The 23,956-nt window shown below is 68.1% G+C and carries 22 protein-coding genes; 12 read left to right on the forward strand and 10 right to left on the reverse strand.

From position 1 onward, the window contains the following. Window positions 1-89: 89 nt before the first annotated feature. The 3 genes from ACEN9G_RS23635 (at window position 90) to ACEN9G_RS23645 (ending at window position 2,091) form a co-directional block, all read left to right on the forward strand. Window positions 90-1,199 (forward strand): glycoside hydrolase family 43 protein, encoded by a 1,110-nt coding sequence (locus tag ACEN9G_RS23635; RefSeq protein WP_413343143.1) that lies wholly within the window; start codon window positions 90-92, stop codon window positions 1,197-1,199. A 115-nt stretch (window positions 1,200-1,314) separates the two neighbouring features. Next, window positions 1,315-1,518 carry a hypothetical protein gene (locus tag ACEN9G_RS23640; protein WP_413343141.1) on the forward strand — a complete coding sequence of 68 codons (204 nt, stop codon included), beginning with the start codon at window positions 1,315-1,317 and terminating at the stop codon, window positions 1,516-1,518. Window positions 1,519-1,533: 15 nt separating this feature from the next. Further along, window positions 1,534-2,091, forward strand: a complete 558-nt coding sequence (locus ACEN9G_RS23645) for a dihydrofolate reductase family protein (RefSeq protein WP_413343139.1) — start codon at window positions 1,534-1,536, stop codon at window positions 2,089-2,091. 7 nt (window positions 2,092-2,098) lie between these two features. Here ACEN9G_RS23645 and ACEN9G_RS23650 read toward each other — a convergent pair whose 3' ends face one another. Further along, window positions 2,099-2,704, reverse strand: coding sequence for a TonB family protein (locus tag ACEN9G_RS23650; protein ID WP_483127036.1), 606 nt, complete (start codon window positions 2,702-2,704; stop codon window positions 2,099-2,101). A 195-nt stretch (window positions 2,705-2,899) separates the two neighbouring features. Next, the gene (locus tag ACEN9G_RS23655) at window positions 2,900-3,595 is read right to left on the reverse strand and encodes a trimeric intracellular cation channel family protein (protein ID WP_483127037.1); all 696 of its coding nucleotides are present in this window, start codon (window positions 3,593-3,595) and stop codon (window positions 2,900-2,902) included. Window positions 3,596-3,744: 149 nt separating this feature from the next. On the opposite strand from ACEN9G_RS23655, the gene ACEN9G_RS23660 reads away from it, so the two are divergent. After that, the gene (locus ACEN9G_RS23660) at window positions 3,745-5,088 is read left to right on the forward strand and encodes a 2-hydroxycarboxylate transporter family protein (RefSeq protein WP_413344353.1); all 1,344 of its coding nucleotides are present in this window, start codon (window positions 3,745-3,747) and stop codon (window positions 5,086-5,088) included. 31 nt (window positions 5,089-5,119) lie between these two features. Next, on the forward strand, window positions 5,120-6,091 hold the full coding sequence (locus ACEN9G_RS23665; RefSeq protein ID WP_413344357.1) for a tripartite tricarboxylate transporter substrate binding protein: 972 nt from the start codon (window positions 5,120-5,122) through the stop codon (window positions 6,089-6,091). On the opposite strand, the gene ACEN9G_RS23670 is transcribed toward ACEN9G_RS23665, so the two are convergent. Genes ACEN9G_RS23670 through ACEN9G_RS23680 form a run of 3 tightly spaced genes read right to left on the reverse strand, consistent with a single transcriptional unit; the run spans window position 6,069 to window position 9,765 of the window. After that, window positions 6,069-6,839 carry a type 1 glutamine amidotransferase domain-containing protein gene (locus tag ACEN9G_RS23670; protein WP_413344352.1) on the reverse strand — a complete coding sequence of 257 codons (771 nt, stop codon included), beginning with the start codon at window positions 6,837-6,839 and terminating at the stop codon, window positions 6,069-6,071. The two genes, ACEN9G_RS23665 and ACEN9G_RS23670, sit on opposite strands and share 23 nt — an antisense overlap. Window positions 6,840-6,890: 51 nt before the next feature. Beyond that, a complete protein-coding gene (locus tag ACEN9G_RS23675) occupies window positions 6,891-9,083 on the reverse strand; it encodes an FUSC family protein (RefSeq protein ID WP_483127038.1) in 2,193 nt (730 codons plus the stop codon). Between the two features lie 19 nt (window positions 9,084-9,102). Continuing rightward, complete coding sequence (locus tag ACEN9G_RS23680) at window positions 9,103-9,765, reverse strand: sigma-70 family RNA polymerase sigma factor (RefSeq protein ID WP_483127039.1); 663 nt, start codon at window positions 9,763-9,765, stop codon at window positions 9,103-9,105. A gap of 142 nt (window positions 9,766-9,907) precedes the next feature. Here ACEN9G_RS23680 and clpP point away from each other — a divergent pair, with 142 nt between their 5' ends. From clpP to ACEN9G_RS23695, 3 genes are all read left to right on the forward strand, one after another. Beyond that, window positions 9,908-10,507 (forward strand): ATP-dependent Clp endopeptidase proteolytic subunit ClpP, encoded by a 600-nt coding sequence (gene clpP, locus ACEN9G_RS23685; protein WP_413344456.1) that lies wholly within the window; start codon window positions 9,908-9,910, stop codon window positions 10,505-10,507. A 190-nt stretch (window positions 10,508-10,697) separates the two neighbouring features. Continuing rightward, window positions 10,698-12,827 carry a beta propeller repeat protein gene (locus ACEN9G_RS23690; RefSeq protein ID WP_413344458.1) on the forward strand — a complete coding sequence of 710 codons (2,130 nt, stop codon included), beginning with the start codon at window positions 10,698-10,700 and terminating at the stop codon, window positions 12,825-12,827. A 100-nt stretch (window positions 12,828-12,927) separates the two neighbouring features. Further along, on the forward strand, window positions 12,928-14,322 hold the full coding sequence (locus ACEN9G_RS23695; RefSeq protein WP_483127040.1) for a GGDEF domain-containing protein: 1,395 nt from the start codon (window positions 12,928-12,930) through the stop codon (window positions 14,320-14,322). Here ACEN9G_RS23695 and ACEN9G_RS23700 read toward each other — a convergent pair. Continuing rightward, the gene (locus ACEN9G_RS23700) at window positions 14,319-15,764 is read right to left on the reverse strand and encodes an NAD-dependent succinate-semialdehyde dehydrogenase (protein ID WP_483127041.1); all 1,446 of its coding nucleotides are present in this window, start codon (window positions 15,762-15,764) and stop codon (window positions 14,319-14,321) included. The two genes, ACEN9G_RS23695 and ACEN9G_RS23700, sit on opposite strands and share 4 nt — an antisense overlap. Window positions 15,765-15,927: 163 nt before the next feature. Here ACEN9G_RS23700 and ACEN9G_RS23705 point away from each other — a divergent pair, with 163 nt between their 5' ends. Further along, the gene (locus ACEN9G_RS23705; protein ID WP_413344430.1) at window positions 15,928-16,146 is read left to right on the forward strand and encodes a hypothetical protein; all 219 of its coding nucleotides are present in this window, start codon (window positions 15,928-15,930) and stop codon (window positions 16,144-16,146) included. A gap of 5 nt (window positions 16,147-16,151) precedes the next feature. Here ACEN9G_RS23705 and ACEN9G_RS23710 read toward each other — a convergent pair whose 3' ends face one another. From ACEN9G_RS23710 to ACEN9G_RS23720, 3 genes are all read right to left on the reverse strand, one after another. After that, the gene (locus tag ACEN9G_RS23710) at window positions 16,152-17,540 is read right to left on the reverse strand and encodes a YncE family protein (protein WP_413344431.1); all 1,389 of its coding nucleotides are present in this window, start codon (window positions 17,538-17,540) and stop codon (window positions 16,152-16,154) included. Further along, window positions 17,527-17,856 (reverse strand): DUF305 domain-containing protein, encoded by a 330-nt coding sequence (locus tag ACEN9G_RS23715; RefSeq protein ID WP_371768434.1) that lies wholly within the window; start codon window positions 17,854-17,856, stop codon window positions 17,527-17,529. Before ACEN9G_RS23715 ends, ACEN9G_RS23710 begins: the two co-directional genes overlap by 14 nt. Before the next feature lie 64 nt (window positions 17,857-17,920). Further along, window positions 17,921-18,247 carry a CzcE family metal-binding protein gene (locus ACEN9G_RS23720; RefSeq protein WP_413344433.1) on the reverse strand — a complete coding sequence of 109 codons (327 nt, stop codon included), beginning with the start codon at window positions 18,245-18,247 and terminating at the stop codon, window positions 17,921-17,923. Window positions 18,248-18,398: 151 nt separating this feature from the next. Between ACEN9G_RS23720 and ACEN9G_RS23725 the strand changes: the two genes are divergently transcribed. Next, on the forward strand, window positions 18,399-19,070 hold the full coding sequence (locus ACEN9G_RS23725; protein WP_413344435.1) for a heavy metal response regulator transcription factor: 672 nt from the start codon (window positions 18,399-18,401) through the stop codon (window positions 19,068-19,070). Between the two features lie 11 nt (window positions 19,071-19,081). Then, window positions 19,082-20,398, forward strand: a complete 1,317-nt coding sequence (locus tag ACEN9G_RS23730; protein ID WP_483127042.1) for a heavy metal sensor histidine kinase — start codon at window positions 19,082-19,084, stop codon at window positions 20,396-20,398. Between the two features lie 12 nt (window positions 20,399-20,410). On the opposite strand, the gene ACEN9G_RS23735 is transcribed toward ACEN9G_RS23730, so the two are convergent. Then, window positions 20,411-22,342, reverse strand: a complete 1,932-nt coding sequence (locus ACEN9G_RS23735; protein ID WP_483127043.1) for a TOL_0244 family TonB-dependent receptor — start codon at window positions 22,340-22,342, stop codon at window positions 20,411-20,413. A 174-nt stretch (window positions 22,343-22,516) separates the two neighbouring features. Between ACEN9G_RS23735 and ACEN9G_RS23740 the strand changes: the two genes are divergently transcribed. After that, window positions 22,517-23,914, forward strand: coding sequence for an alpha-L-fucosidase (locus ACEN9G_RS23740; RefSeq protein ID WP_483127044.1), 1,398 nt, complete (start codon window positions 22,517-22,519; stop codon window positions 23,912-23,914). The last annotated feature ends 42 nt before the right edge of the window (window positions 23,915-23,956 follow it).

Consider the following 23,956-nt stretch of genomic DNA (forward strand, 5'->3'; position numbering starts at 1 on the left):
ATCGATCGCGACGGCCAGTGTAATGAAAAGTTCGCGACAAAAGGCGGAGATATCGATAACATTGCACGTCCACTCACGGAGACGAACGTATGAAGCACAAGATGAAGTTTTTCCTGGCGGCGGCAGCGCTGCTGGGCGCGGCGACGGCGGCACAGGCGGACGGCGTGTTCCGGCCCGGCGCGCTGTGGCCGGATGACAAGGGCGTGCACATCAACGCGCACGGCGGCGGGATCCTGGAACACGACGGCGTGTATTACTGGTTCGGCGAGCACAAGGTGTCGGGCACGGCGGGCAACGTCGCCCAGGTCGGCGTGCACGTGTACAGCTCGCGCAACCTGACCGACTGGAAGGACGAGGGCATCGCGCTCGCGGTCAGCGACGACCCGGCCAGCGACATCGTCAAGGGCGCGATCATCGAGCGGCCCAAGGTGATCCTCAATTCGAAGACGGGCAAGTTCGTGATGTGGTTCCACCTGGAGCTGAAGGGCAAGCGCTACGACGCGGCGCGTTCGGGCGTGGCCGTCGCGGACAAGGTGACGGGGCCGTACGTTTACCAGGGCTCGTTCCGGCCGGACGCGGGTGCATGGCCGGTCGACGTCAAGCCCGACGACAAGGACCCCGCCACATCCTTCCTCGCGCGCGACCACGCGGGCGGGCAGATGGCGCGCGACATGACCCTGTTCGTGGACGACGACGGCAAGGCCTGGCAGTTCTACGCGTCGGAGGAAAACCACACGATGCACGTGTCGCGCCTGACGGACGACTACCTGCGTTCGGCGGGGCAGTATGCGCGCGTGAAGCAGAACGGCGACGACGAGGCGCCGGCCGTCTTCAAGCACGGCGGCAAGTATTACCTCGTGACGTCGGGCCTGACGGGCTGGGCGCCGAACGCGGCCAAGTCTTACGTGGCGGACGCGATATCGGGCCCGTGGCGGGCGCTGGGCAACCCGGTGCGCGGCACGCCGGAGCAGCAGAAGATCACGTTCGGCGGCCAGTCGACCTATGCGCTGACACTGCAGCGCAACGGCTGCACGCGGCATATCCTGATGCTGGACGTCTGGCGCAAGGAGGATGCGATCGACGGGCGCTACGTGTGGCTGCCCATCGAATGGGAGGGCGGCAAGCCGATCGTGCGGTGGCGCGACCAGTGGACGCTGGCGGACATGGACAAGCTGCCCTGCGACGGGCCGGGGGACTAACTACGTCTACCACAAACCTGACTTGCCGGGAGAGCAATACTGGCCGTACACTGAGCCTTACGAACGGCCGGGTTCGGCCAGAAGCTGCCGTTAGCTCGTTAGTTAAGGAGGAAAGATGCTCAAGGTTGCAATTTTCAACGTGTTGAAGAAGAACTGGTTGCTCGTGGTGGCTATTCTCACAGTAAGCGCGGTCTTCCAGTACTGGCGTGAGCATTCGGTTTCTCCGCTAATGCTTTTCCTCGTCCTGCTTTCATCAATCGCAGCCGGACTTCTCGTCACGCTCCCGGTCGAACTTCACAAACTACGTAATGCCCGCTAGCGAACTGAGGACACGATGGGACTTTTGACCTTCAGTATCAACCTGACCCTGGACGGCTGCATCGACCACCGGGAAGGCATCGCCGACGACGAGACGCATGCCTTCTTCACCGACCTCATGGACGAGGCCGGGGCGATGCTGTGGGGCCGGGTCACTTACGAGATGATGGAGGCCTACTGGCCGGCGGTCGCGCGCGGCGCCGTCGACGCGCCGCCGGCGCTGCGCGCGTGGGCGGACAAACTGGAGGCCAAGCCGAAGTACGTGGTGTCCTCGACACGGTCGGATTTTCCATGGACGAACAGCCACCACGTCGCGGGCGACCTGCGCGCGGGCGTACAGCGGCTCAAGGACGCAACGCCGAACGGCGTGCTCCTCGGCAGCGGCAAGCTCGCGGCCGCACTGGAACGGCTGGACCTGATCGATGCGTACCGCTTCCTCGTCCATCCCAGGATCGCCGGGCACGGTCCGACGCTGTACGACAGCGGACTGCCGGCCACGCGCCGGCTCGAACTGCTTTCCGCGACCCCGCTGCGCAACGGCGCGATCGCCATGCACTACCGGCGCGCGGACTGACCCGGCGTCATTCGATGCTCCACTTGTACTGCACGACAGACACCTTTTCCACCGGCGCGCCGGCCGACGTACCCGGCGTGAAGCTGCAGCGGGAGAGGGCCGCCAGCGCGGCCTGGTCCAGTGCGGGGTAACCCGACGACGTTCCGATCTCCGCCTTCCGGATGGCCCCGTCGGCGCCGATCAGGAAGTTCAGCTTGACCAGGCCCGTGTGCTTCGCCCGCACCTCGTCCGGCGGATAGGCTGGCCTCGGGCAGGTCTTGAAATCGATCATGGCGGGCAGCTCGGCCGGATTCAGCGATGCCGACGGCAGCGCGCTGCCTGCCTGGCCGGGATCGTAGCCAACCGGACGCAAGCGCAAGGTCACGTCCCGCTCGCGGTCGTCGTGCGCCCTGGTGACCGCAAACTGCCGTGACTGCTTGACCTGCGCCACGAAGTCGCGCTCGGTCATCGGCTTGCCATGCTCATCCACGTAGTTGAAGTTGTCCACGGGGCCGACGCCCTTGTGGGCAAGCGCGTCAGCCAGGGCAGGGGGAACGGCCGCCGGTTGCGTTGCGCAGCCGGCAAGCGCGGCAAATCCGAGAACGGCAAGTCGCTTCTTGAAGTCGGTTTTCATGATCGGGCGGAAAGTTGTCGGACAACTAGTGTATTTGCAAAGTTGCTGAGATTGCAAGCAGCGATCCTTACCGCATGACGCAACAATCCGCCCGAAAAAAGTCAGCTGAAATTTACGATTCAATGGGATTGTCGTCCGACTCGCTGGACCAGCGCGAGTCGGCAGTAATGTCGCCCCAGGCTGGCCAAGCCGTTCCTACCGCTCGTTCCGCCCCTCCGCCTTCGCCGCATCCTCCGCCGCCTTCAGCGACGCATGCGCGACGGGCAGGTGCCAGTCCAGCTTGATGGCGGCGAGGCGCAGGCCGAAGCACAGCGCGGCGCCGGCGCAGGCGCTCGCGGTGCCCGGCACGCCCAGCGCGTCGCCCGTCACCATCACGGCCGCGCCGGCCAGGGCGGCGACGGCGTAGATGTCGGAGCGCAGCACGGCCGGAATCTCCGACAGCAGCACGTCGCGCGCGACGCCGCCGCCGACGCCCGTCAGCATGCCGAGCAGCGCGGCCATCACGGGGTCCAGGCCGAACACGAGGGCTTTCTGGGCGCCGGCCACGCAGAACAGGGCGAGGCCGGCCGCGTCGAAGATCAGCACGGGGCTCTGCAGGCGCTTGATGCGCGGATACCAGAAAAAGATCAGCACGCCCGCGAGCAGCGACACGGCCAGGTAGCGCCAGTCGCGGATCGCGGACGGGGGCGTCGCGCCGATGAGGACGTCGCGCACGATGCCGCCCGAGTTGGCGGCGACGAACGACAGCACCAGCACGCCGAACAGGTCGAGCCGGCGGCGCACGCCGGCCACGGCGCCGCTCAGGGCGAACACGAACGTGCCCAGCAGGTCGAGCGTGAGCACGAGGGTCTTGATGGCGGCGCTGACGTCGAGCGATACGGGAGGAAACACGAAAACCTCGTCAAGGACGGCGAAAACCCGCCATTATGCCGCTGAAAGGTAATTGAAGGGTTGCGTCGATATAGTGGGCTCCATTCACCAGGCTGATCGGCCGTATCAACGGTTCCGATATCTGGCCTGGACAAGAAAGAGGAGCACACATGAACACGACAACCTACACTCCGGCGAACGCAGAACAGCAGGCGGCCGGCACCTCCATTCCCCGGATCGTCCGCACCATCGCGCGCACCCGCATCGGCATCGTGCCGCTGCCGGTCTACGTGCTGCTGCTGGCGCTGATCGGCGGCTTCGTCGCGACCGGCAAGGTGCCGAACGACATCTGCGTGTCGATCGCCATCCTTACCGTCGGCGGCTTTTCCTGCGCCGAGCTGGGCAAGCGCCTGCCGTATTTCCGCAACATCGGCGCCGCCGCCATCTTCGCGACGTTCATCCCGTCGTATCTCGCCTTCAGCAAGCTGCTGCCGGCGCCCGTGCTGAAGAACGTCGTCGACTTCACCAAGTCCACCAACTTCCTGTACCTGTTCATCTCGTCGATCATCGTCGGCAGCATCCTGAGCATGGACCGCAACGTCCTGATCAAGGGCTTCCTGAAGATCTTCGTGCCGCTGGCCATCGGGTCCGTCGTGGCGGGCGCGGTCGGCACCGCGGTCGGCACGCTGCTGGGCCTGGGCCCGTACCACACGTTCTTCTACCTCGTCGCGCCGATCATGGCGGGCGGCGTGGGCGAGGGCGCGATCCCGCTGTCGATCGGCTATGCGGGCATCCTGGGCCAGGAGCAGGGCCATATCTTCGCCGAAGTCCTGCCGCCCGTGATGCTGGGCAGCCTGACGGCGATCCTGCTGTCCGGCATGCTGAATTCGCTGGGCAAGAAGCGTCCGCACCTGTCCGGCCAGGGCCGCCTGCAGCCGGGCGAGGAAGCCATCGCGCCGCAGGCGGCGAGCCTGCCGGGCCAGTTCGACATCGCCAACATCGCCGCCGCGGGCATCACCTCGATCTCGCTGTACATGGTCGGCATGATGTGCTTCCGCCTGTTCGATTTCCCGGCCCCGGTCGCGATGCTGTTCGTGGCCGTGATGTTCAAGCTGTCGCGCCTCGTGTCGCCGCAGCTGCAGCAGAGTTCCTACATCGTCTACAAATTCTTTTCGACGGCCGTGACGTACCCGCTGCTGTTCGCGATCGGCGCGTCGATGACGCCGTGGGACAAGCTCGTCTCCGCGTTCAACGTGGTCAACCTGACGGTCATCGTCTCGACCGTCGCCAGCCTGATCGCCACCGGCTTCTTCGTCGGCCGCCGCATGAACATGTACCCGATCGAGACCGCGATCATCAACGCCTGCCACAGCGGCCAGGGCGGCACGGGCGACGTCGCGATCCTGACGGCGGCCGAGCGCATGCAGCTGATGCCGTTCGCCCAGATCGCCACCCGCATCGGCGGCGCGATCACGGTCACGCTGACCTTGTTGGCAATGTCGCAACTCCACTGAAGCGGACGCCAACGCGAGTATCATGAGCGCCATGAAGTCCCTGCGCACGATCCTGTTGTCCTTGCCGCTGCTGGCCGCGTTGCCGGCTGTCGGTCGACCCGCGGCCGCCGAATGCCTCGTCCCGTCCAAGCCGGGCGGGGCGATGGACCTGACCTGCAAGCTCGCCCAGAAGGCGCTGCAAGCCAAGCCCGGCGCGCCGCGCCTGAAGCTGAGCTACCTGCCGGGCGGAATCGGCGCCGTGGCGTGGCACACGATGGTGTCGCAGCGGCGCGCCGAGCCGGACACGCTCGTCGCGTTTTCCGGCGGGTCGCTGCTGAACCTCGCGCAGGGCAAGTTCGGCAAGGCCAGTCCGGACGACGTGCGCTGGGTGGCGGCGCTCGGCGTCGACTATGGCGTCATCGCCGTGCCGGCCGATACGCCGTACCGTTCGCTGCGCGACCTGGTGGACGCCCTGCGGCGCGACCCCGAGAAGATCGTGATCGGCATGTCGGGCACGATCGGCAGCCAGGACTGGATGAAGATGGCGCTGCTGGCCCGCCAGGCCGGCCTCGACCCGCGCCAGCTGCGCTTCGTCGCGCTGGAAGGGGGCGGCGAGGAGTTCGTCGCGATGCAGGCGGGCTATGTGCAGGTCGTGTCGAGCGACGTGTCGGAGACGGCGTTGTACACGGCGTCCGGCAAGGTGCGCGTGCTGGCCGTGCTGTCCGATAAACGCCTCACGGGCGCGATGGCGGGCGTGCCCACGGCGCGCGAGCAGGGCTACGATATCGTGTGGCCGCTGATCCGCGGCATCCTGATGGGGCCGGACGTGTCCGATGCGGATTACCGCCGTTGGGTGCAGGCGTTCGACCGCATCGAGTCGGCGCCCGAGTTCGCGCAGATGCGCGCGCAAATCGGCCTGTATCCGCTCGCGCTGACGGGTGATGCACTGACCCGCTACATCCACCAGGCCGTGGCCGACTACAAGCGCCAGGCCCGGCAGTTCAATCTCGTGCGCGAGCACTAGCGTCTTCCGCGGGCGCGTCCGCGGAGGCGGTCTTTTGCCGTGCGCGCTGCGCGGCCACGACGCCCACGCCCAGCAGCGCCAGGCTGAGCATCGTCCCGAACGACGGCGCCGCGAGCCAGCGGAGCGACTGGTTCGGCTGTTCCAGCGGCTTGTCCTGCGCCGGGTCCGATCGCGCCTCGGCCGCGTTGGCCTGCGTCGCCGGTTCGCCCGCGAAGAAGGGCGTCAACGCCTGTACGAACGCGGCCAGGTCTTGCGTGCCGCGGCACGACAGCACGTGCGCGTCGCGCACCACGTCCTGGTTGAGCCAGGTCGCGCCCGCGTTGACGACGTCGTCGCGGATGCCCGGCCACGACGTCAGCGTGCGCCGCGGCGCGAGCCCGGCCGACACGAGGATCAAGGGCGCCTGGGACAGCAGGGCGATGGGCTTTCCTGCCGCGTCGAACTGCCGCACGAACGCTCGCACCTGGGCGGACTGGCGCAGGCTGTCGGGGCTGATGTAGCCGCCGGGGACGAGCAGGCCGTCGTAGTCGGCGGCCTGCGCGTCGTCGATGGCCTTGCCGACGCGCACGAGATCGCCGGGCTGGTGCATGTGCACGCCGCGGATCCGCCCGCGCCGCAGCGAGATCAATGTCACATCGGCGCCGCCGTCGGCGAGGGCTGCCAGCGGCGTCTTGAGTTCCGCCTGTTCGAATCCGTCGGCGGCCAGGACTGCGATGCGTTTTCCGGTAAGTGGCTTGGAGGTGTTCATGATGGCGTTTCCGCGCCAGGATCATGAATTACAGAGCGGATCGCGACGTGTTTAGTTCCATCCGGCGTCCACGGTTTTTGAAGTGGATCGATGCATCGTCCGCCCGAGCGCGCTATCGATCACGCCATGGCACAGCGCCACCTGCGCCGCATCCTGTTGCAGCAGCCGCAGCCGGCGCCGCAGCGGCGCCCAGCCGGTCCAGGCCGCCATCCGGTCGGTGCTGCCGGGCAGCGGCGCCGGTTCCGCCTGCGCGGCCCCGAGCGTGCCGCGCAGGCGGGCGAACGCGTGCCCGAGCGTGGCCTCGACTTCCGCGCGCGGCAGGTTGTCCGCGTAGCGCTGCAGCAGCAGGCGCAGCGCGGCCATGTGCGCCATCAGCAGGTAGTTCTGCACCGTGAAGCGGTTCAGCTCGGCGGGCGCGCGCTGCTGGGAGGCCGGTTCGTCGAGCATGCGGCCCAGCGCCGCGCTGAGGTTCGCGAGGGCGTCCATGAAGCGCTTGCGCTGGATCCGGTAGCGGGCATCGTCGACCGCGCGTTCCAGCAGCAGGTCTTCGGCGGCGTCGATGTAGCCGCGGTTCGCGTCGGTCACGGCGTCCACCAGCTCCGGCAGGTGCTGGTGTTCCCAGTTCGGCAGCACGTAGCTGAAGAACGAGGCGATCAGCGCGCCGAGCAGCGTGTCGAGCAGGCGTTGTTCGATGGCGCCGGCGAAATGCGGCACGGTCAGGCCGATCAGCAGCAGGGCCTGCACGCTGGCGGCGATCGCCGTGTAGCGGTACTTGATCGACAGGAAGGTCGGCCCGGCCGCGGTCGCGACGAACAGGAAGCCGATCAGCACGGCCGGCGAATGGACGAAGCGGAGGATCAGCGCCGTGAGCACGCAGCCGATCAGCGTGCCGACCAGGCGGTCGGTGCGGCGCTGGCGCGTCATGCTGAACGTCGGCTTCAGGATCACGGCGATCGTCAGCGCCGTCCAGTAGCCGTGCGACGTGTACGGCAGCCATTCGGACGACAGCAGGCCCACCGAGATCGCCATCGCCACGCGCAGCGCGAACCGGAACGTGGGCGACGTCCAGCGCAGGTTGGCGACGAGCGTGCCCAGGTTGTAGCGCTGCTGGGTGAGGAAGGGCGTCAGGTCGCTGCCCGGCGCCATCGGGAGTGTCCCGCCCTCCGTCCCGCTGGCGGCGTGCAGGCGCGCGATCATCGCGATCATGTCGCGGATCTTGTTGGACGTGGCGCGCAGCACGGCCTGCGGATTCACCTCGTCGCTGTCGGCCGGGGGCAGGGCGCGCAGGGCCGTTTCCAGCGCGGCCAGCTCGGGGCGGTAATCGGTATCGGCATGCGACGGCCGGTCGCGCGTCATGGCGTATGCCGCCGATTCGATGTCGCGCGCCGCCTTGCCGATCAGGTCGCCCAGCAGCGGCAGCACGGGGCCGCCCGCGAAATGCTGGCGCAGCAGGGCGTAATCGGTGTGCGTCGAGAGCACCAGTTCGTACAGGTCGAACATGGCGTAGTGCACGCGCACGAGGACGGCCTCGTCGTCCCTGGGCTTGCCGCGCAGGACCAGGTCGCGCGACGCCTGCTGGCGCTCGGCCAGCACGCTTTGCTGGCGCACGAGCTTTTCCATCTGCGCCGGCAGCGGTTTGGCCATGTCGTAGCAGCCGGCCTTGATGCCCGTGTAGGCCGCCAGTTCGTACAGCGCTTCGGCCAGCACCTGCTGCTTCAGCCGGCGCCGCAGCCGCCAGACGACGACCATCGCATACGTCATGTAGCCGGCACCGCCCGCGAAGAACAGGGCGCCCTGGCGCAGCGCCTGCAGCGGCGTGGCGGCGGCGTCGCTCGACAGCATCATCACGAACAGCGCGACGAACTGCAGCGGCATCGCCTTGCGGCCGTACACGGTCATCATGCTGGCGAGGAAGGAGACGAGCACGATGACGGTGCGCAGCAGCCATTGCACGGGCGAACACAGGCTGACGAGCAGCGCCACCAGCGAACACGTCAGCACGCCGGCCAGCATCTCGTTGAACTTGTGCCGCAGCGGGCTGGGCAGGTCCATCAGGCTCGTGCACAGCGCGCCCATCGCCACCGCCATCGCGGTCGGCAGGTCGGCGACGGCATACGTCAGGAACGTCAGGCCGACGACGCCCGTGGCGATGCGCAGGCCGGTATAAAAGTAATGACTGAAGAAGAGCGTGCGCGGCGCGAGGGCGTAATGCATGTGGGGACGCGTCAGCAATGGACGAGTCATTATAGCGTCGCCGGCGTCCCTATGCCGCCATCAGGAAATCGTACGCGGCATCGTTGGCGCACGCCTGGGCGCGCACGGCCATCGGCTGCGTCTCGGTGAGCAGGGTGATCATCGCCGGCACGTCGAGCCCGTCGAGCGCGGCATGGAAGCGGCGGATGAGCTCGCGGCACAGCTTTTCGTCCGGCGGCGTGTCGCCCTCGGTTGCGCGCAGGCGGCGCCGCGCGCGCGACAGGTGCTGGCGCGCGTTCGCCGGTGTCGTACCGAGCGCGGCCGCGATGTCGGCATGGCCGCATTCGAACACGTCGAACAGGACCAGTGCCAGCCGCTCGGACGGCGACAGCCGGGCGAGGAGCCGGGCCAGCGCGTCGCCCACGTCCGCACGCCGCAGCAGCGCCTCGTCCGGCGGGACGGGCGGCGCGGCGGGCACGAGTTCCATGGCGGCGTGCGCGGCCTGCGTCTCGCGCGCGCGCCGGCGCAGGCGGTCGATCGACTGGTGCCGCACGACGGTCGTCAGCCACGCCGCGGGCGTCGCCAGCGCGGCCCGGTCCGCGGCCTGCCATTTCAGGAAGCAGTCCTGCACGACGTCCTCGGCGTCCGCCGCGCTGCCGACGATGCGCAGGCTGAGCGCGATCAGGCGCGGACGCAATTGTTCGAACTCGTCGGTGGCGCTGGTGCATGGCATCGTGCATCTCCTCGCTGGTGGTGGTCCCGCTTGACGCCCGGCGCGGCCCGGATGTGACACGCCGCCGGCATATTTTTTACGCCGTCACACGGCGCCCGGCGGCAAGCGTCATGAGGCACCTTCCACCACCGAAAGGACCATCATGAATTTCGTCCCCACCGTCATCGAGCAGACCGGCCGCGGCGAACGCGCCTTCGACATCTATTCCTGCCTGCTGAAGGAGCGCGTCGTCTTCCTCGTCGGCGAAGTGACGGAACAGTCGGCCAACCTGATCGTCGCGCAACTGCTGTTCCTCGAATCGGACAATCCGGACAAGGACATCTCACTGTACATCAACTCGCCCGGCGGGTCCGTATATGCGGGAATGGCCGTGTACGACACGATGCAGTTCATCCGCCCCGCCGTGTCCACGCTGTGCACGGGCTTCGCCGCCAGCATGGGCTCGTTCCTGCTGGCGGCCGGCGCGCCCGGCAAGCGGTACGCATTGCCGAACGCCCGCATCATGATCCACCAGCCGCACGGCGGATCGCAGGGCGTCGCGGCCGACATCGACATCCAGGCGCGCGAGATGCTGTACCAGCGCCACCGCCTGAACACGATCCTCGCGGAACGCACGGGGCAGACGCTGGCGCGGATCGAGAAGGACACGGACCGCGACCGCTACATGTCCGCCGCCGAGGGCGTCGAGTATGGCCTCATCGACCGGGTGCTGGAGGCCCGCGGCGGCGCCACGCCGTTATAAAAATCACCAAGTGCCTGAACAATTTATCGCAGGCACGGTTACATCACGGTGTGCACGCAAATCCCTGAGATATGTTTCGAGGATTCTTGCGGTTCGGCCTGGAGGAGACAGGCCGACGCGGGAATCGACGCCTGCCCAGAAACAGGCGTTGTTTTACTTCAGATGCATAACAAATCTTAGGAGGCATTACATGAAGTTGATCAATGCAACACTGCTCGCGGCGGCTGCGTTGGCCGTCCAGCAGCCGGCGATGGCGTATTCGTGGGGGAATGTCGGCATCGGCGGCGGCGGATTCGTGTCCGCCGTCATTCCCAGCAAGACGGAAGCGAATGTCGTGTACGCACGCACGGACGTCGGCGGCGCGTACCGGTGGGACAATGCCAGCGGCCGCTGGGTGTCGCTGCTGGACTGGGTGGCGGAAGACCAGGTCGGCTTCCTCGGCGTCGAAGCGCTCGCGGTCGACCCGAAGAACGCCGCCAACGTCTACATGACCGTCGGGATCAATTATTTCAACAACGGCAAGACCGCGGTGCTGCGCTCGTCCGATTACGGCAGGACGTTTGCCGTCGCCGACGTGACGAGCCAGTTCAAGGCGCATGGCAACGGCATGGGCCGCCAGAACGGCGAGCGGCTCGTCGTCGACCCGGGCTCGAGCAATGTGCTGTATGCCGGCACGCGCCAGAGCGGGCTGTTCAAGAGCACGAACTATGGCGCGAGCTGGGCCAGGGTGACGGCGCTGAACGTGACGACGACGCCCAACGACAACGGCATCAGCCTCGTCCTGGCCGATCCGTCCAGCGTGTCGGGCGGCGTGGCGCAGCGGCTGCTGGTCGGCGTTTCGCGCTACGGCTCGGCGGGGGCGAACCTGTACCGCAGCGATAACGCGGGCGCGTCGTTCAGCGCCATCTCCGGCAGCCCGTCCGGCCTGATGCCGCAGCGCGCCGCGTTCGATGGCGCCGGCAACGTGTACATCACGTATGCCAACGGTGCCGGCCCGAACGGCAACAGCTCAGGCTCGGAACCCATGAACAGCGGCCAGATCTGGCGCTACACGATCTCGAACGGCGCGTGGACCAACGTGACCCCGTCCGGCGTCAACGCGGCGTTCAGCGGCATCAGCGTGGACCCGTCCAATTCGCAGCGCCTGGTCGCGTCGACGATCAACCAGTACATGCAGCAGGGCGACAGCTGGGGCGACCATGTCTACATCTCGACCAACGGCGGCGCCAGCTGGACCGACGTGATCAACCGCGGCTTCGTCCGCGACAATGGCGGCGTGCCCTGGATCAACGGCAAGGCGATCCACTGGGCCGGCGTGGCCGTGTTCGATCCGTTCAACAACAAGGCCGTGTGGGTGACCTCGGGCAACGGCATCTTCAAGACGGCGAATATCGACGCGGTGCCGACCACCTGGACGTTCACGGTCAAGGGTCTGGAAGAAACGGTGCCGCTGAATATCAACAGCATCCCGGGCGGCCCGGTGCTGTCCGCCATCGGCGACTACGACGGCTTCCTGCACTACAACATCGACGCGTACACGAACCCGCAGTTCTCGCCGACGATGGGCACGACCACGGGCCTGGCCGTCGCCGACGCCAACAAGAACCTCGCGGTGCGGGTCGGGAACAAGATGTACACGTCGGCCAATGGCGGCGTGAACTGGAACCAGACCAATATGAACGGCAGCTACGGCCAGGTGGCCTTGTCGGCCAGCGGCACGGTCCTGCTGCACAACCCGTCCAATTCGTCGACCATGTACCGTTCCACCAACATGGGCGGGACCTGGTCGACGGTGGGCGGCCTCAGCGTCAACAATGCGCGTCCGGTCGCGGATCCGGCCAATGCCAGCAAGTTCTACGTGTACAACCCGGCCGACGGCAGCTTCATGATCAGCACGGACAGCGGCGCGTCGTTCTGGAAGTTCAACACGCTGGCCACGTGGGGCAGCGACGTGATCCGCGCCGCGCCGGGCCGCGAAGGCGATATCTGGGTGCCGCTGAACTGGGGCGGCCTCGCCCGGACCACGAGCTCGGGCTGGCAATTCAGCAATATCGCCAACGTCACGTATTGCGGCGCGGTCGGCTTCGGCAAGGCCGCGGCGGGCGCGTCGTACCCGACCGTGTTCATCTGGGGCACCATCGGCGGCGTGACCGGCGTGTACCGGTCCACCGACGCGGGGCAGAGCTGGACCCGCATCAACGACAACGCGCACCAGTACGGCGGTCCGGGCAACGGCCATTTCGTCGTCGGTGACATGAACACGTTCGGCGTGGTCTACATGAGCACGGCGGGACGGGGGATCGTGGTCGGCAAGCCGTAAGCCGTTGCGTTGTGAACACGCCTCTTGTCAGAACAGATTGTTTCCGCACGGAACTGTGCTAATCTGGCCGGAAGCGTGTTCCCACCGATTCCTTCGAGCCGTGCAACCTTCTCATGCCCCCCATCGACCGGTTGCCGGCCTCGACCTGACAGACGCGCTGCTCGTCGGCGCGGTCGTCTTCATCTGTTCCATCTTCGGCATCTACACGGCGCCCCCGGGCGTGCTGGCCGCGTTCTGGCCCACGAACGCCGTCCTCGTCGGGCTGCTGCTGCGGCGCGCCCATCCGCCGACAGCGGCGCACTGGCTGGCCGCCATCGCCGGCTACATCGTCGCCGACCTGATCATGCAGCACGGCTGGCCCAAGACCCTCATGCTCACGACGACCAACCTGATGGGCGTGTCGGTGTGTTATGCGCTGCTGAAACGGATGAGCGACGACATGCGCGGCCTGCGCCATCCGCGCTCGATGCTGCGTTTCGTGCTGGTGGCGCTGTGCGGCGCCGCGGCGGCCGGCGTGGGCGGCACCGTGATCCACCCGGCGCTGTTCGGCGGCACGCGCGCGTACGGCTTCCTGTTCTGGTTTTCGACGGAGCTCGTGAACACCATCGCGATCCTGCCCGTGCTGCTGACGATGCCGGACCTGGCGCGCCGGCTGGCGCGACGCGGGCGCCGCGGCGACGCACCCGCCTGGCGCATCGGCCATCTCGCGCCGCTGGCCGCGTTCGCGGGCAGCCTGTGGCTGGAGACGCAGCTGGGCGGGCCCGGCGTGATCTCCTTTCCGATTCCCGCCATGCTGTGGTGCGCGCTGACGTACAGCCTGTTCGCCACGGCGGGCATCACCTTGCTGTTCTCGATGTGGACCCTGCTCGCGATCGCCAGCGGCATGCTCGCGATCGGCGCCGCCGTCGATACCCCGCAGGCCGTCATGTCGCTGCGCGTTGGCGTGACGCTGACGGCGCTGGCCCCGCTGGCCGTCGCGAGCGTGATGGTGGCGCGCAACGAACTACTGGCGCGGCTGCGGCACGCGGCGTCGCACGATCCGCTCACGCAGGTGCTCAACCGCGGCGGCTTCATGGCGCGTGCGGACACTGTGCAGGCGGCCGCCGTGCTGATGATGGATATCGATTTTTTCAAGAAGGTCAACGACACCCACGGCCACGCGGCCGGTGACGAAGTGCTGACCCATTTCGCGCGCGTGGCGGCGGGGTGCCTGCGCGCGGGCGACGTGCTGGGACGCCTGGGCGGCGAGGAATTCGCCGTGCTGCTGCCCGGCTGCGCGCCCGAGGACGCGCGCGCGATCGCGCAGCGCATCTGCGACGCGTTCGCGGCGCAGCCGGCCGTGCTGGAGGGCGGCGTGCGCCTGCACGCCACCGTCAGCATCGGCCTGGGCTGCCGGGATGCCCCGGACACGCCCGTCGGCACGTTGCTGTCGCAGGCCGACGCGGCGCTCTACAGCGCCAAGCACGCCGGCCGCAACCGCGTCGTCGTCGCCTAGACGCCCACCATCGAGATGGCCTTCGTGTTGAGGTAGGCTTCCAGCGCTTCCGGACCGCCTTCGGAACCGTAGCCCGAATCCTTGACGCCGCCGAACGGCAGCTCGGCGCTCGGCGTGGCCGGCTGGTTAATCCACAGCATGCCCACTTCCACGCGGTTCATCAGCAGGTGCGCGTTCTTGATCGAGCGCGTGAACGCGTAGCCGGCCAGGCCGTACGGCAGGCGGTTCGCTTCCGCGATCGCATCTTCGAGGCTGTCGAAGCCGCGGATGCCGGCGACGGGGCCGAACGGCTCGTCGTTGAAGATCGATGCTTCCAGTGGCACGTCGGCGAGGATCGTCGGCGCGAAGAAGTTGCCCGCATCGCCCACGCGCTTGCCGCCCGTCGCGACGATCGCGCCCTTGGCCTGCGCATCCTCGACCATCTTCGCCATCGCCGTCACACGGCGCGAATTGGCGAGGGGACCGAGGGTCGTGCCCTCAAGCAGGCCGTCGCCCAGTTTCAGGCCTTCCGCATGCGCGACGAAGGCGCGCGTAAACTCGTCCTTGATCGCGTTGTGCACGAGGAAGCGGGTCGGCGAGATGCAGACCTGGCCCGCGTTGCGGAACTTGGCGGCGCCGGCGGCCTTGACGGCCAGGGTCACGTCCGCGTCTTCGGCGACGATCACCGGCGCATGGCCGCCCAGTTCCATCGTCACGCGCTTCATGTGCGCGCCCGCGAGTGCGGCGAGCTGCTTGCCGACCGGCGTGGAACCCGTGAACGTGACCTTGCGGATGACCGGGTGCGGGATCAAATAGCCCGAGATCTCGGCCGGATCGCCGAACACGAGGCCCACGACGCCGGCCGGTACGCCCGCGTCGACGAAGCACTGGAACAGCGCGGCGGGGGAGGCCGGGGTCTCTTCCGGCGCCTTGCACAGGAACGAGCAGCCGGTGGCCAGCGCGGCGGCCAGCTTGCGGACGACCTGGTTGATCGGGAAGTTCCACGGCGTGAAGGCGGCGACGGGGCCGACCGGTTCCTTCAGCACGAGTTGCTGCGCCTGCGGGTTACGGGCCGGCACGATACGCCCGTACACGCGCATGCCCTCGGCCGCGAACCAGTCGATGATCTCGGCGCCGGCCAGCGCTTCCATTTTTGCTTCCGCAAGCGGCTTGCCCTGTTCCTGGGTCAGCAGGCGGGCGATGTCGCCGGCGCGTTCGCGCAGCAGGCTGGCGGCGCGGCGCATGATGGCGGCGCGCTCGGCGGCGGGCACGAAGCGCCATTTCTCGAAGCCCTGCTGGGCGGCGGCGAGGGCGCGGTCCAGGTCGGCGATGGCCGCGTGCGCGACGGTGCCGATCGCCTGGCCCGTGGCCGGGTTCACGACCGGGATCGTCTTGCCGCCGGTGGCGTCGACCCATTCGTTGGCGATCAGGAGGCGGGTATCGGGATAGCTGGAGGTGGTCATGGGTCCTCTATGAGTTGTCGGATGCAGAGAACGCAATGATCGCACCGCTGCGGATTGTTTGCTTAACACCGTGTGAAATCGGTGTGAGTGTTTGCGCTTTTAACAAAAGTGATTTGCCTGGCGAAACTTCGCGTACAACTGGCGCGGGCAGTTCCTGTCGACCGTGGCGGAGAACAACCGCGCCAATCCGGGCTACGTGGAGCCGTACGGGCAGGTCGACCTGTCGATCGGGTACAACGTCAACCAGAACCTGAGTCTGTCGCTGGAAGCGATCAACCTGTCCGACGAGCACCAGCGCCAGCACGGCCGTACCGACATGCAGATCCTGTCGGTCACGACGGGCGGTCCGCGCTACATGCTGGGTGCCCGCGACAGGTTCTGACGGCGTCAGCCCGCCAGCACGGCCGTGGCCGGGGAGGGCGCAGCATCGCCCTCCATGATCAGGATCTTCCCGGCGGCCTGGCCGGCGGGCGCCGCGTCCGGCCGGGTGAAGGATCGCACCGGCCCGATCATCGTACCGTTCGCATTGCCCTTCGCATCCGTGCGCAGCGTGCCGACCGGCTGGCCGCCCAGAACCACACCGTACTGCGTCGCCGGCTTGAGCTTGAACACGTTGACCTCGAGCGCATCGACGACGCCCAGCTGGCGCGCGACGACGAAGCCGCGTGCCGTCGTCGCGCCGTCGCGCGCCGCGAGCGGGATGTTGACGGCATCCTGGTTGACACGCGGGCCCAGGTTGTCCGCGCTGCCCGGCGCCGCGACGTGCGACAGGTAGACGAGGGCCTGCGGCGCCTGCCCGCCGGGCATGTGCGCGACGACCTTGTTGGCGGCCGGGTCGATGACGTCGACGCCGTCGCCGTTTTCCAGGCCCACGTAGACGCGGCTGCTGTCGTCCGCCGTCCAGATCCCGTGCGGCAGCGCGCCCGTCGGGATCGTGGCGACGAGCGTGGCGTCCTTGTCCGTCGTGTAGACCTTCACGACGTTCTCGCCGCCGACCGTCACGTACGCGTACGTCTTGCCGCCGACGCGGGCGAACGCGAGGTGGTTCGTGATGAAGCCGGTGTCGATCACGCCCGTCACCTGGAACGTGTGCGTGTCGATGCGCGTGACCTTGCCGACGTCCTTGTGCGTCATCCACATCTCGCGATAGTCCGGCGTGAACTGCAGGAACGGCGAGAACGGGCTGACGACGGCAATCCGCTTGATGACCTTGTGGGCCTTCACGTCGATGACGTCGACCTCGGGCGTGAAGCTGGAGACGACGAACGCGAGCTTCCCGTCCGGCAGGAATTGCACCATGCCGGGACCGACGGCCGTGGGGATGCGGCGCGTTTCCCTGAACGTGTGCGGGTCGATCACCGAGATGTAATCCTCGCCGCGCACGACCACCCACACTTCCTTGCCGTCGGCCGTGAAGAAGCCTTCGTGGGGCGAGCGGCCGACATAGGTCTTGCCCTTGACCTTGTTCGTCGCGGTGTCGATGAACGTCACGGAGTTCGAACCGTTCGAGACCGCGATCAGGGTCTTGTGGTCGGGCGAGAAGCCGAGGCCGTGCACGTTGATCTCGCCGCGGTACAGCGGCGACAGCACGTCGGGACGCTGGTTGCCCAGCACGATCTGGCCCAGCAGGCGGTTGCCGGCCGGGTCGAAGACCGAGATGGTGTTCGTGTTCTGGTCGGCCGTGTACACGCGGTCCGAAGCTGCCGGGAGGGCCATGGCCGCCTGCGCGACGGCGAGGGCGCCCGCGGCGATGGCGAGCCGTTCAATGGTGTTCATGCTGACTCCTTGTCTGCGAGGGGTGACGTGCCAGCCACGCCCGCATCACGTTGATTTCGTTTTGCTGCTCGGCGATGATGCCGAGCGCCAGGTTGCGCAGTTCCGGGTCCCGCGTATTCAGCAGGACGGCCTTCGCCATGTCGATGGCGCCCTGGTGGTGCGGCATCATCATCGTGACGAAGTCGTGGCCCGGTTCGCCGGTCATCGGCGCGGCGGCCATGTCGCGGTCCATGATCGCCATCGCGTCGTTCATGAGCGCCGCGAACGGCTTGTCGCTGGACGCGACGAACGATGCGGGTGCCGGCGATCCGTGCATGTGCTGGGCGCTGGCGGCCGTGGCGGCGCACAGCGCCAATGTGGCTGCGAGGGCTTTCATGGCATCAGTCCTGGTACAGCGGGTTGGGGGCGATGTAGACCCGCACGTCCGGCACGGCCACGCCCTTCGGCGCGATGGCCGACAGCGGCACGGAATCCGTGCTGGGCCACGCGTCGAACACGAACGTGAAGCGCTGGCCACCGACATCGAAGCGCACCGTCTGGCCATTGGTGACGTTGACCCAGCGGGTCGAGGCGTCGATGGCGACGTCGCGGTCGGCCGTATCGCTCATGATGACGCGGCCGGCGTTCATCGGGCGCGGCATGGCGCCGGCCGTGCCGGCGGCGAGGGCGAATAGGGACAGGGCGAGGGTGCGGGTCAGCTTGGTCATGCGGTTCTCCTTCGTGGTTGGGATGGACGCATTCTGCAAAAGGGCCGCTGACGCGAGGGTGACTTCAACATGACAATTGGATGACAGCCCGATGGCGCACCTGTCATCCAGCGGCGCCGGGAAATGCGGCACAATGTCCGCAGGAGGACGCATGCGCATATTGATCGTCGAAGACGAGCCCAAGACGGGCGACTACCTGCACAAGGGCTTGCGCGAGTCCGGCTTCAACGCCGACCTCGCGCGCACCGGACCGGACGGCTTGCACCTGGCGCTGGAGCACGACTACGACCTCGTCGTGCTCGACGTGATGCTGCCGGCGATGGACGGCTGGACGGTGCTCTCCAAGCTGCGCGAGCACAAGGAGACGCCCGTGCTGTACCTGACGGCGCGCGACGACGTGGCCGACCGCGTGCGCGGCCTGGAGCTCGGCGCGGACGACTACCTCGTGAAACCGTTCGCGTTCGCCGAACTGCTCGCGCGCGTGCGCACGCTGCTGCGGCGCGCGCCCACGCGCGAGCCGGACATCCTCGCCGTGGCCGACCTCGAGATCGACCTGCGCCGCCACCGCGTCACGCGCGCCGGCAAGCGCATCGACCTCACGCCGAAGGAACACGCGCTGCTCGTGCTGCTGGCGCGGCGCCAGGGCGAGGTGCTGTCACGCTCGCTCATCTCGTCGCAGGTGTGGGACATGAACTTCGATTCGGACACGAACGTCGTCGACGTCGCCATCCGCCGCCTGCGCACGAAGGTCGACGATCCGTATACCGTCAAGCTGATCCACACGGTGCGCGGCATGGGGTACCTGATGGAAGAACGCGAGTGACGGCGCGTCCGATGTCCATCGCGCTGCGTCTCGGCCTGCTGTTCGCCGCGATCGCCGCCGCCGTGTTCGTCGCGGTCGGCGCCTACCTGTACCAGACGCTGGCGCGCCAGATGGGCCGGCGCGACGATGCGGACCTGCTCAACAAGGCCGTGCTGGCGCGCCAGCTGCTGGGCGCATTGCCGACGCGCGATCCCACGGTGCTGGCGCGGGCCATCGGCCAGGACGGCGTCACCGTGCAGGTGAGCGCGGCGGACGGCAGCGTGCCCGCCGTGCCGCTCGGGCGCGATCCGGGCCCGGCGGACATCGCCGCGCGCGACGATGCGCGGGGCTCCCGGCGCATCGTCACCGTGCTGGCCGGCGCTGCCGCGCGCCCGCTGCAGGTGACGCTCGTGCGCACGCGCTCCGACCGGCTCGCGATCCTGCGCCGCTATGCGTTCGACCTGCTGGGCGCCCTCGTGGCGGGCACGCTCGTCGCGGCGGCCCTCGGGTTCGCGGCCGTGAAGCGGGGCCTGCGTCCGCTGTACGGCGTGATCGCCCGCGCCGACGCGATCCACGCCCAGCGCCTCGCAGTGCGCATGCCCGCCGCCGAGCTGCCGGCCGAACTGCGCGCGCTGGCCGTCGCCTTCAACGCGATGCTCGACCGACTGGAAGAGGGCGTGCAGCGGTTGTCGGGCTTCGCGGCCGACCTCGCGCACGACCTGCGCACGCCCGTCAACGCGCTGATGATGCAGACCCAGGTCGCGCTCGCGCGCGAGCGCACGGCGGACGAGCACGAGGCCCTGCTGGCGTCGAACCTCGAGGAGTACGAGCGGCTCGCGCGCATGATCGAGAACACGCTGTTCCTGGCGCGCGCCGACAACGCCCAGCTGGCGCTGGCGAGCACCGCGCTCGACGTGCGCGCGGAACTGGAGCACATCCGGGAGTATTTCGAGATGCTGGCCGAGGACAAGGGCATCCGGTTCGGCCTCGACGACGTCGGGGGCCTGCGGGTGCACGCGGACCCGGTGCTGCTGCGGCGCGCCGTCAACAACCTCGTGTCGAACGCGATCGCGCACACGCCGCGGGGCGGCGTCGTCAGCCTGGGTGCGGCGAGCGACGGCCAGTGGGTCACGCTGTCGGTGGAAAACAGCGGCGACGGCATCGCGCCCGAGCACCTCGAACGCGTGTTCGAACGCTATTACCGGGCCGACGCGGCGCGTGGCGCGGGGAGCTCGGTCGGCCTGGGGCTGTCGATCGTGCGCGCCATCATGCGCCTGCACGGCGGCACAGCGGAAGTCGACAGCGTGCCGGGCGGGCGCACCGTGTTCAGCCTGCGATTTCCGCCCTGACGCCGACTGGCGTCAGGGCGTCCACACGACCCGCACGGCGAGCGCGCGTTCGTATTCGCTGCGCGTGGCGGGCGACCCGAATTCCGCATGGCGCGGATCGAACAGATTCTGGCCGATGATCGACAGTTCGACGCCGCGGCGGATGCGCCAGCCCCAGCGCGCATCGACGGCCGTGTACGCGGGCACGCTCGGGCGCGGCAGCGCGCCCACGTGGCGCAAGGTCACGTCGAATTCCTGGCCGGCGCCGATGTCGTACGAGGAGCGCACCTGCCAGTAATGCGTCGGGTCGCTCGTGAACAGGCCCGTCGCTCCCGACAGGTCGCGGCTACCGGGCTCCAGGGTGGTGCCGACGCGCTGCACGACCCCGCCGCCGGACAGGCGCCACGCATCCGCCGCCTGCCACGTGGCCCACGCTTCGATGCCGCGCGTGAGGCCGTCCGCCCGGTTCTCGAACACGGAACCCGGGCCGGACGGATTCGGCTCCAGCGTGCGCAGCCGGTCGTAGCGGCTGAAGAACAAGGTGGTCGAATACGACAGGGACGCCGAGGGCCGGCCGCGGTAGCCCAGTTCGAATACCTTGGCCGTCTCCGATTCGAACCCGGGACCACCCGCGACGCCATACTGCGGCACGCCGTTCACGACGGGCGGCCGGATGGGACTGTACAAATCGCGGTCGATGCGCGACGGCGCCCGCACGGCGCGCGACAGCGACGTCCACACGAGGGCAGCCGGCCGCGGATTCCACGCGAGGCGCAAGGTGGGCAGCATTTCGACGCCCGTGTAATTGTTGTCCTCGATTTTCAGGCCGGCCGTGAGGCGCAGGTTGTCGCGCAGCGCGATCTCGTCCTGCGCGAACAGGTTCGCCCAGCGCAGGTTCAGCGTTCCGGGCAGGAAGCCGAACGCGGGGCCGTTCTCGACGCGGTCGTGGCCCAGGCGGTAGCCGCCGCCCCACACGACATGGTGGCTGCCGCCGACGTGCACGGCGTGCTGCAACTGCAGGTCGAACGTGTCGAGGCGTTCGTGGAAGGCGTTCGGCTGGTCGCGCTCCGTGTGGTCCCAGTACAGCTGGACGGTGGCCGACGAGCCGTCCGCGAACGTGCGCGCCGCGCGCCCCAGCAGGTTCGCGCCGGCGACCCTGATGTCGCGCGTATTCGCCTGGCGCAGCCGTGCGTCGTAAACGTCGCCCTGGACCGTGAGCCCATCGCCCCAGTCCGTGCGGAACCCGGCCTGGTCGCGGTGCCAGCCCGTCTGCGAGGTGGCGCCCGCCGCCGTGTTCGTGTCGTCGTTTTCGGCGTGCTTGGCGTAGGCGCGATAGTGGCCGTCGCCTTTCATCCGGCCGCCGTAGCGCACGGCGCCGTCGCGCGCATCCTTGCCGAGGGTCGTCGCCAGCAGTGCGCCCTGCGTGGCGGCGGACGACTTCGTGATGATGTTGATGACGCCGTTGACGGCATTCGCACCCCACAAGGTCGCGCCCGGGCCGCTGATCACTTCGATGCGCTCGACGTCGTCCAGCACCACGTCCTGCACGTCCCAGAACACGCCGGAAAACAGGGGGGAGTACACGGTGCGGCCGTCGATCAGCACGAGCAGCTTGTTTTCGAACGGGCTGGAAAAGCCGCGCGCCGTGACCGCGTAATTCCGCGCATCGACGCGCGCCACCTGCAGGTTGGGCGCGAGCCGCAGCGCTTCCGGCAGCGACGCGGCGCCCGCGCGGCGGATGTCGTTGCCCGTGATGACGAAGATGGAGGCCGCCGCGTCGGACAGCGATTCCGACCGTTTCGATACGGACGTGACCTGGATGTTGGCCAGTTCTTCCAGGCTCAGTTCCGCGATATCGTCGTTCTGTGCGGGGACGATGGCCCTGGCGGCCGGCGCGGCCAGGAGGGCCGCGAGGAGGGTAGAGACCCGGATGGCTGCGGTGGGGAACAATGTGGAACTGGGCATGGTAACAGGACACATTTAGTCGAATTCGCAAGATTGTATTGCAGAAATCGATTTGTTACCGATACCATTGTGCCGTGCGCGGCTTCCACATTTTTTATGACGGCGATAAGCGATTTCATAATTGCGGAGACGGGACACAATTCGGACAATCCGACAAAATCCAACGGAGACACTGTGAACACATTCATTCCAGCGCACGGCCGCCGCCGGCGCGCCCTGGCCGGCCTGTTGCTGGCCGCCGCCGCATGCGCGCTGCCGGGTGCGGCGTCCGCACAGGCGACCCCCGCCGGGGCGCCGGCCGCCGGAGCGCCGGCCGCCGACGGCGACGCGGCCGCCCGCATCGCCTGGTGGCGCCAGGCCCGCTTCGGCATGTTCATCCACTGGGGGCTGTACGCCATCCCCGGCCGCGGCGAGTGGGCGCAATTCATGGAACAAACCCCGGTGAACGAGTACGCGAAGCTGGCCGGCCAGTTCAAGCCGCGCCACTTCGACCCGGACGGGTGGGCGCAGCTGGCGAAGTCCGCGGGCATGAAATACATGGTGTTCACGTCGCGCCACCACGACGGCTTTGCGATGTTCGACGACGGCGACAATCCGTTCTCGAGCACGAAGACGGCCGCGCAGCGCGATTTCGTCGCGGATTACGTGAAGGCCGCGCGCAAGGCCGGCATGGGCGTGGGGCTGTATTACTCGCCGCTGGACTGGCGCTATCCGGGCTACTTCTTCCCCGACCTGTACCGGGACAGCGCGGAAGCGATGCGCGCCCAGTACCACCGCCAGATGGAAAAACTGCTGTCCAACTACGGCAAGCTCGACGTGCTGTGGTTCGATGGCGGCGAGACCGACTGGCTGAGTTTCGGCGGCGACTGGTCTGCCGCGCAGTGGCAGAAGCGCGCGCCCGGCAAGCACTACGGCGGCGGCTTCGACTGGCAGCACGACAAGGTGCACACGATGCTGCGCCGCCTGCAGCCGAACGTCGTCATCAACGGCCGCGCGGACATGAAGGAAGACTTCCACTCGCGCGAAGGCGACGGCGCGCTGGGCGACTTCGACGACCAGCATCCGTGGGAGCTGTGCACGACGATCGCCGGCGCCTGGGGCTACCAGCCGAACATGCAGCCGAAGCCCCTGAAGCACTACATCCAGCTGCTGGCGAACGTGGCGGGACGCGACGGCAACCTGCTGCTCAACGTGGGGCCCGACCCCGACGGCCGCATCGATCCGGCGCAGGCCCAGCGCCTGCGCGAGATCGGCGCGTGGCTGGGCAAGCATGGCGACAGCATCTACGGCACCCGCGGCGGGCCGTTCCTGCCGGGCAGCTGGGGCGCGTCGACGCGCCGCGGCAACACGGTCTATGTCCACGTGCTGAACTGGCCGGGCGACAAGCTCGCCCTGCCGGCGATCCCGGCCCGCGTCGTGCGCGCGTCCGTGCTGGGCGGCGGCGCGGCGAAGGTCGAGCAATCCGCGCGCGGCATCGAGATTTCGGTACCGGCCGCCGCGCGCGACGGCATGGACACTGTGGTGGCCCTGCAACTGGATGCGTCCGCCGAAGGGCTCGCGCCCGTGCGCTGAAAAAACGTTCGCCGCTCCGGTGGATTTCATCATTGCCCGCGC

Source organism: Massilia sp. Masssp94, from assembly GCF_059491305.1.

Excerpts from the sequence above, each read along its gene's own strand:
- ACEN9G_RS23635 (WP_413343143.1), top strand. The coding sequence starts at position 90 with ATGAAGCACAAGATGAAGTTTTTCCTGGCGGCGGCAGCGCTGCTGGGC.
- ACEN9G_RS23640 (WP_413343141.1), top strand. The coding sequence starts at position 1,315 with ATGCTCAAGGTTGCAATTTTCAACGTGTTGAAGAAGAACTGGTTGCTC.
- ACEN9G_RS23645 (WP_413343139.1), top strand. The coding sequence starts at position 1,534 with ATGGGACTTTTGACCTTCAGTATCAACCTGACCCTGGACGGCTGCATC.
- ACEN9G_RS23650 (WP_483127036.1), bottom strand. The coding sequence starts at position 2,704 with ATGAAAACCGACTTCAAGAAGCGACTTGCCGTTCTCGGATTTGCCGCG.
- ACEN9G_RS23660 (WP_413344353.1), top strand. The coding sequence starts at position 3,745 with ATGAACACGACAACCTACACTCCGGCGAACGCAGAACAGCAGGCGGCC.
- ACEN9G_RS23665 (WP_413344357.1), top strand. The coding sequence starts at position 5,120 with ATGAAGTCCCTGCGCACGATCCTGTTGTCCTTGCCGCTGCTGGCCGCG.
- ACEN9G_RS23670 (WP_413344352.1), bottom strand. The coding sequence starts at position 6,839 with ATGAACACCTCCAAGCCACTTACCGGAAAACGCATCGCAGTCCTGGCC.
- ACEN9G_RS23675 (WP_483127038.1), bottom strand. The coding sequence starts at position 9,083 with ATGACTCGTCCATTGCTGACGCGTCCCCACATGCATTACGCCCTCGCG.
- ACEN9G_RS23680 (WP_483127039.1), bottom strand. The coding sequence starts at position 9,765 with ATGCCATGCACCAGCGCCACCGACGAGTTCGAACAATTGCGTCCGCGC.
- clpP (WP_413344456.1), top strand. The coding sequence starts at position 9,908 with ATGAATTTCGTCCCCACCGTCATCGAGCAGACCGGCCGCGGCGAACGC.
- ACEN9G_RS23690 (WP_413344458.1), top strand. The coding sequence starts at position 10,698 with ATGAAGTTGATCAATGCAACACTGCTCGCGGCGGCTGCGTTGGCCGTC.
- ACEN9G_RS23700 (WP_483127041.1), bottom strand. The coding sequence starts at position 15,764 with ATGACCACCTCCAGCTATCCCGATACCCGCCTCCTGATCGCCAACGAA.
- ACEN9G_RS23710 (WP_413344431.1), bottom strand. The coding sequence starts at position 17,540 with ATGAACACCATTGAACGGCTCGCCATCGCCGCGGGCGCCCTCGCCGTC.
- ACEN9G_RS23715 (WP_371768434.1), bottom strand. The coding sequence starts at position 17,856 with ATGCACGGATCGCCGGCACCCGCATCGTTCGTCGCGTCCAGCGACAAG.
- ACEN9G_RS23720 (WP_413344433.1), bottom strand. The coding sequence starts at position 18,247 with ATGACCAAGCTGACCCGCACCCTCGCCCTGTCCCTATTCGCCCTCGCC.
- ACEN9G_RS23725 (WP_413344435.1), top strand. The coding sequence starts at position 18,399 with ATGCGCATATTGATCGTCGAAGACGAGCCCAAGACGGGCGACTACCTG.
- ACEN9G_RS23730 (WP_483127042.1), top strand. The coding sequence starts at position 19,082 with ATGTCCATCGCGCTGCGTCTCGGCCTGCTGTTCGCCGCGATCGCCGCC.
- ACEN9G_RS23735 (WP_483127043.1), bottom strand. The coding sequence starts at position 22,342 with ATGCCCAGTTCCACATTGTTCCCCACCGCAGCCATCCGGGTCTCTACC.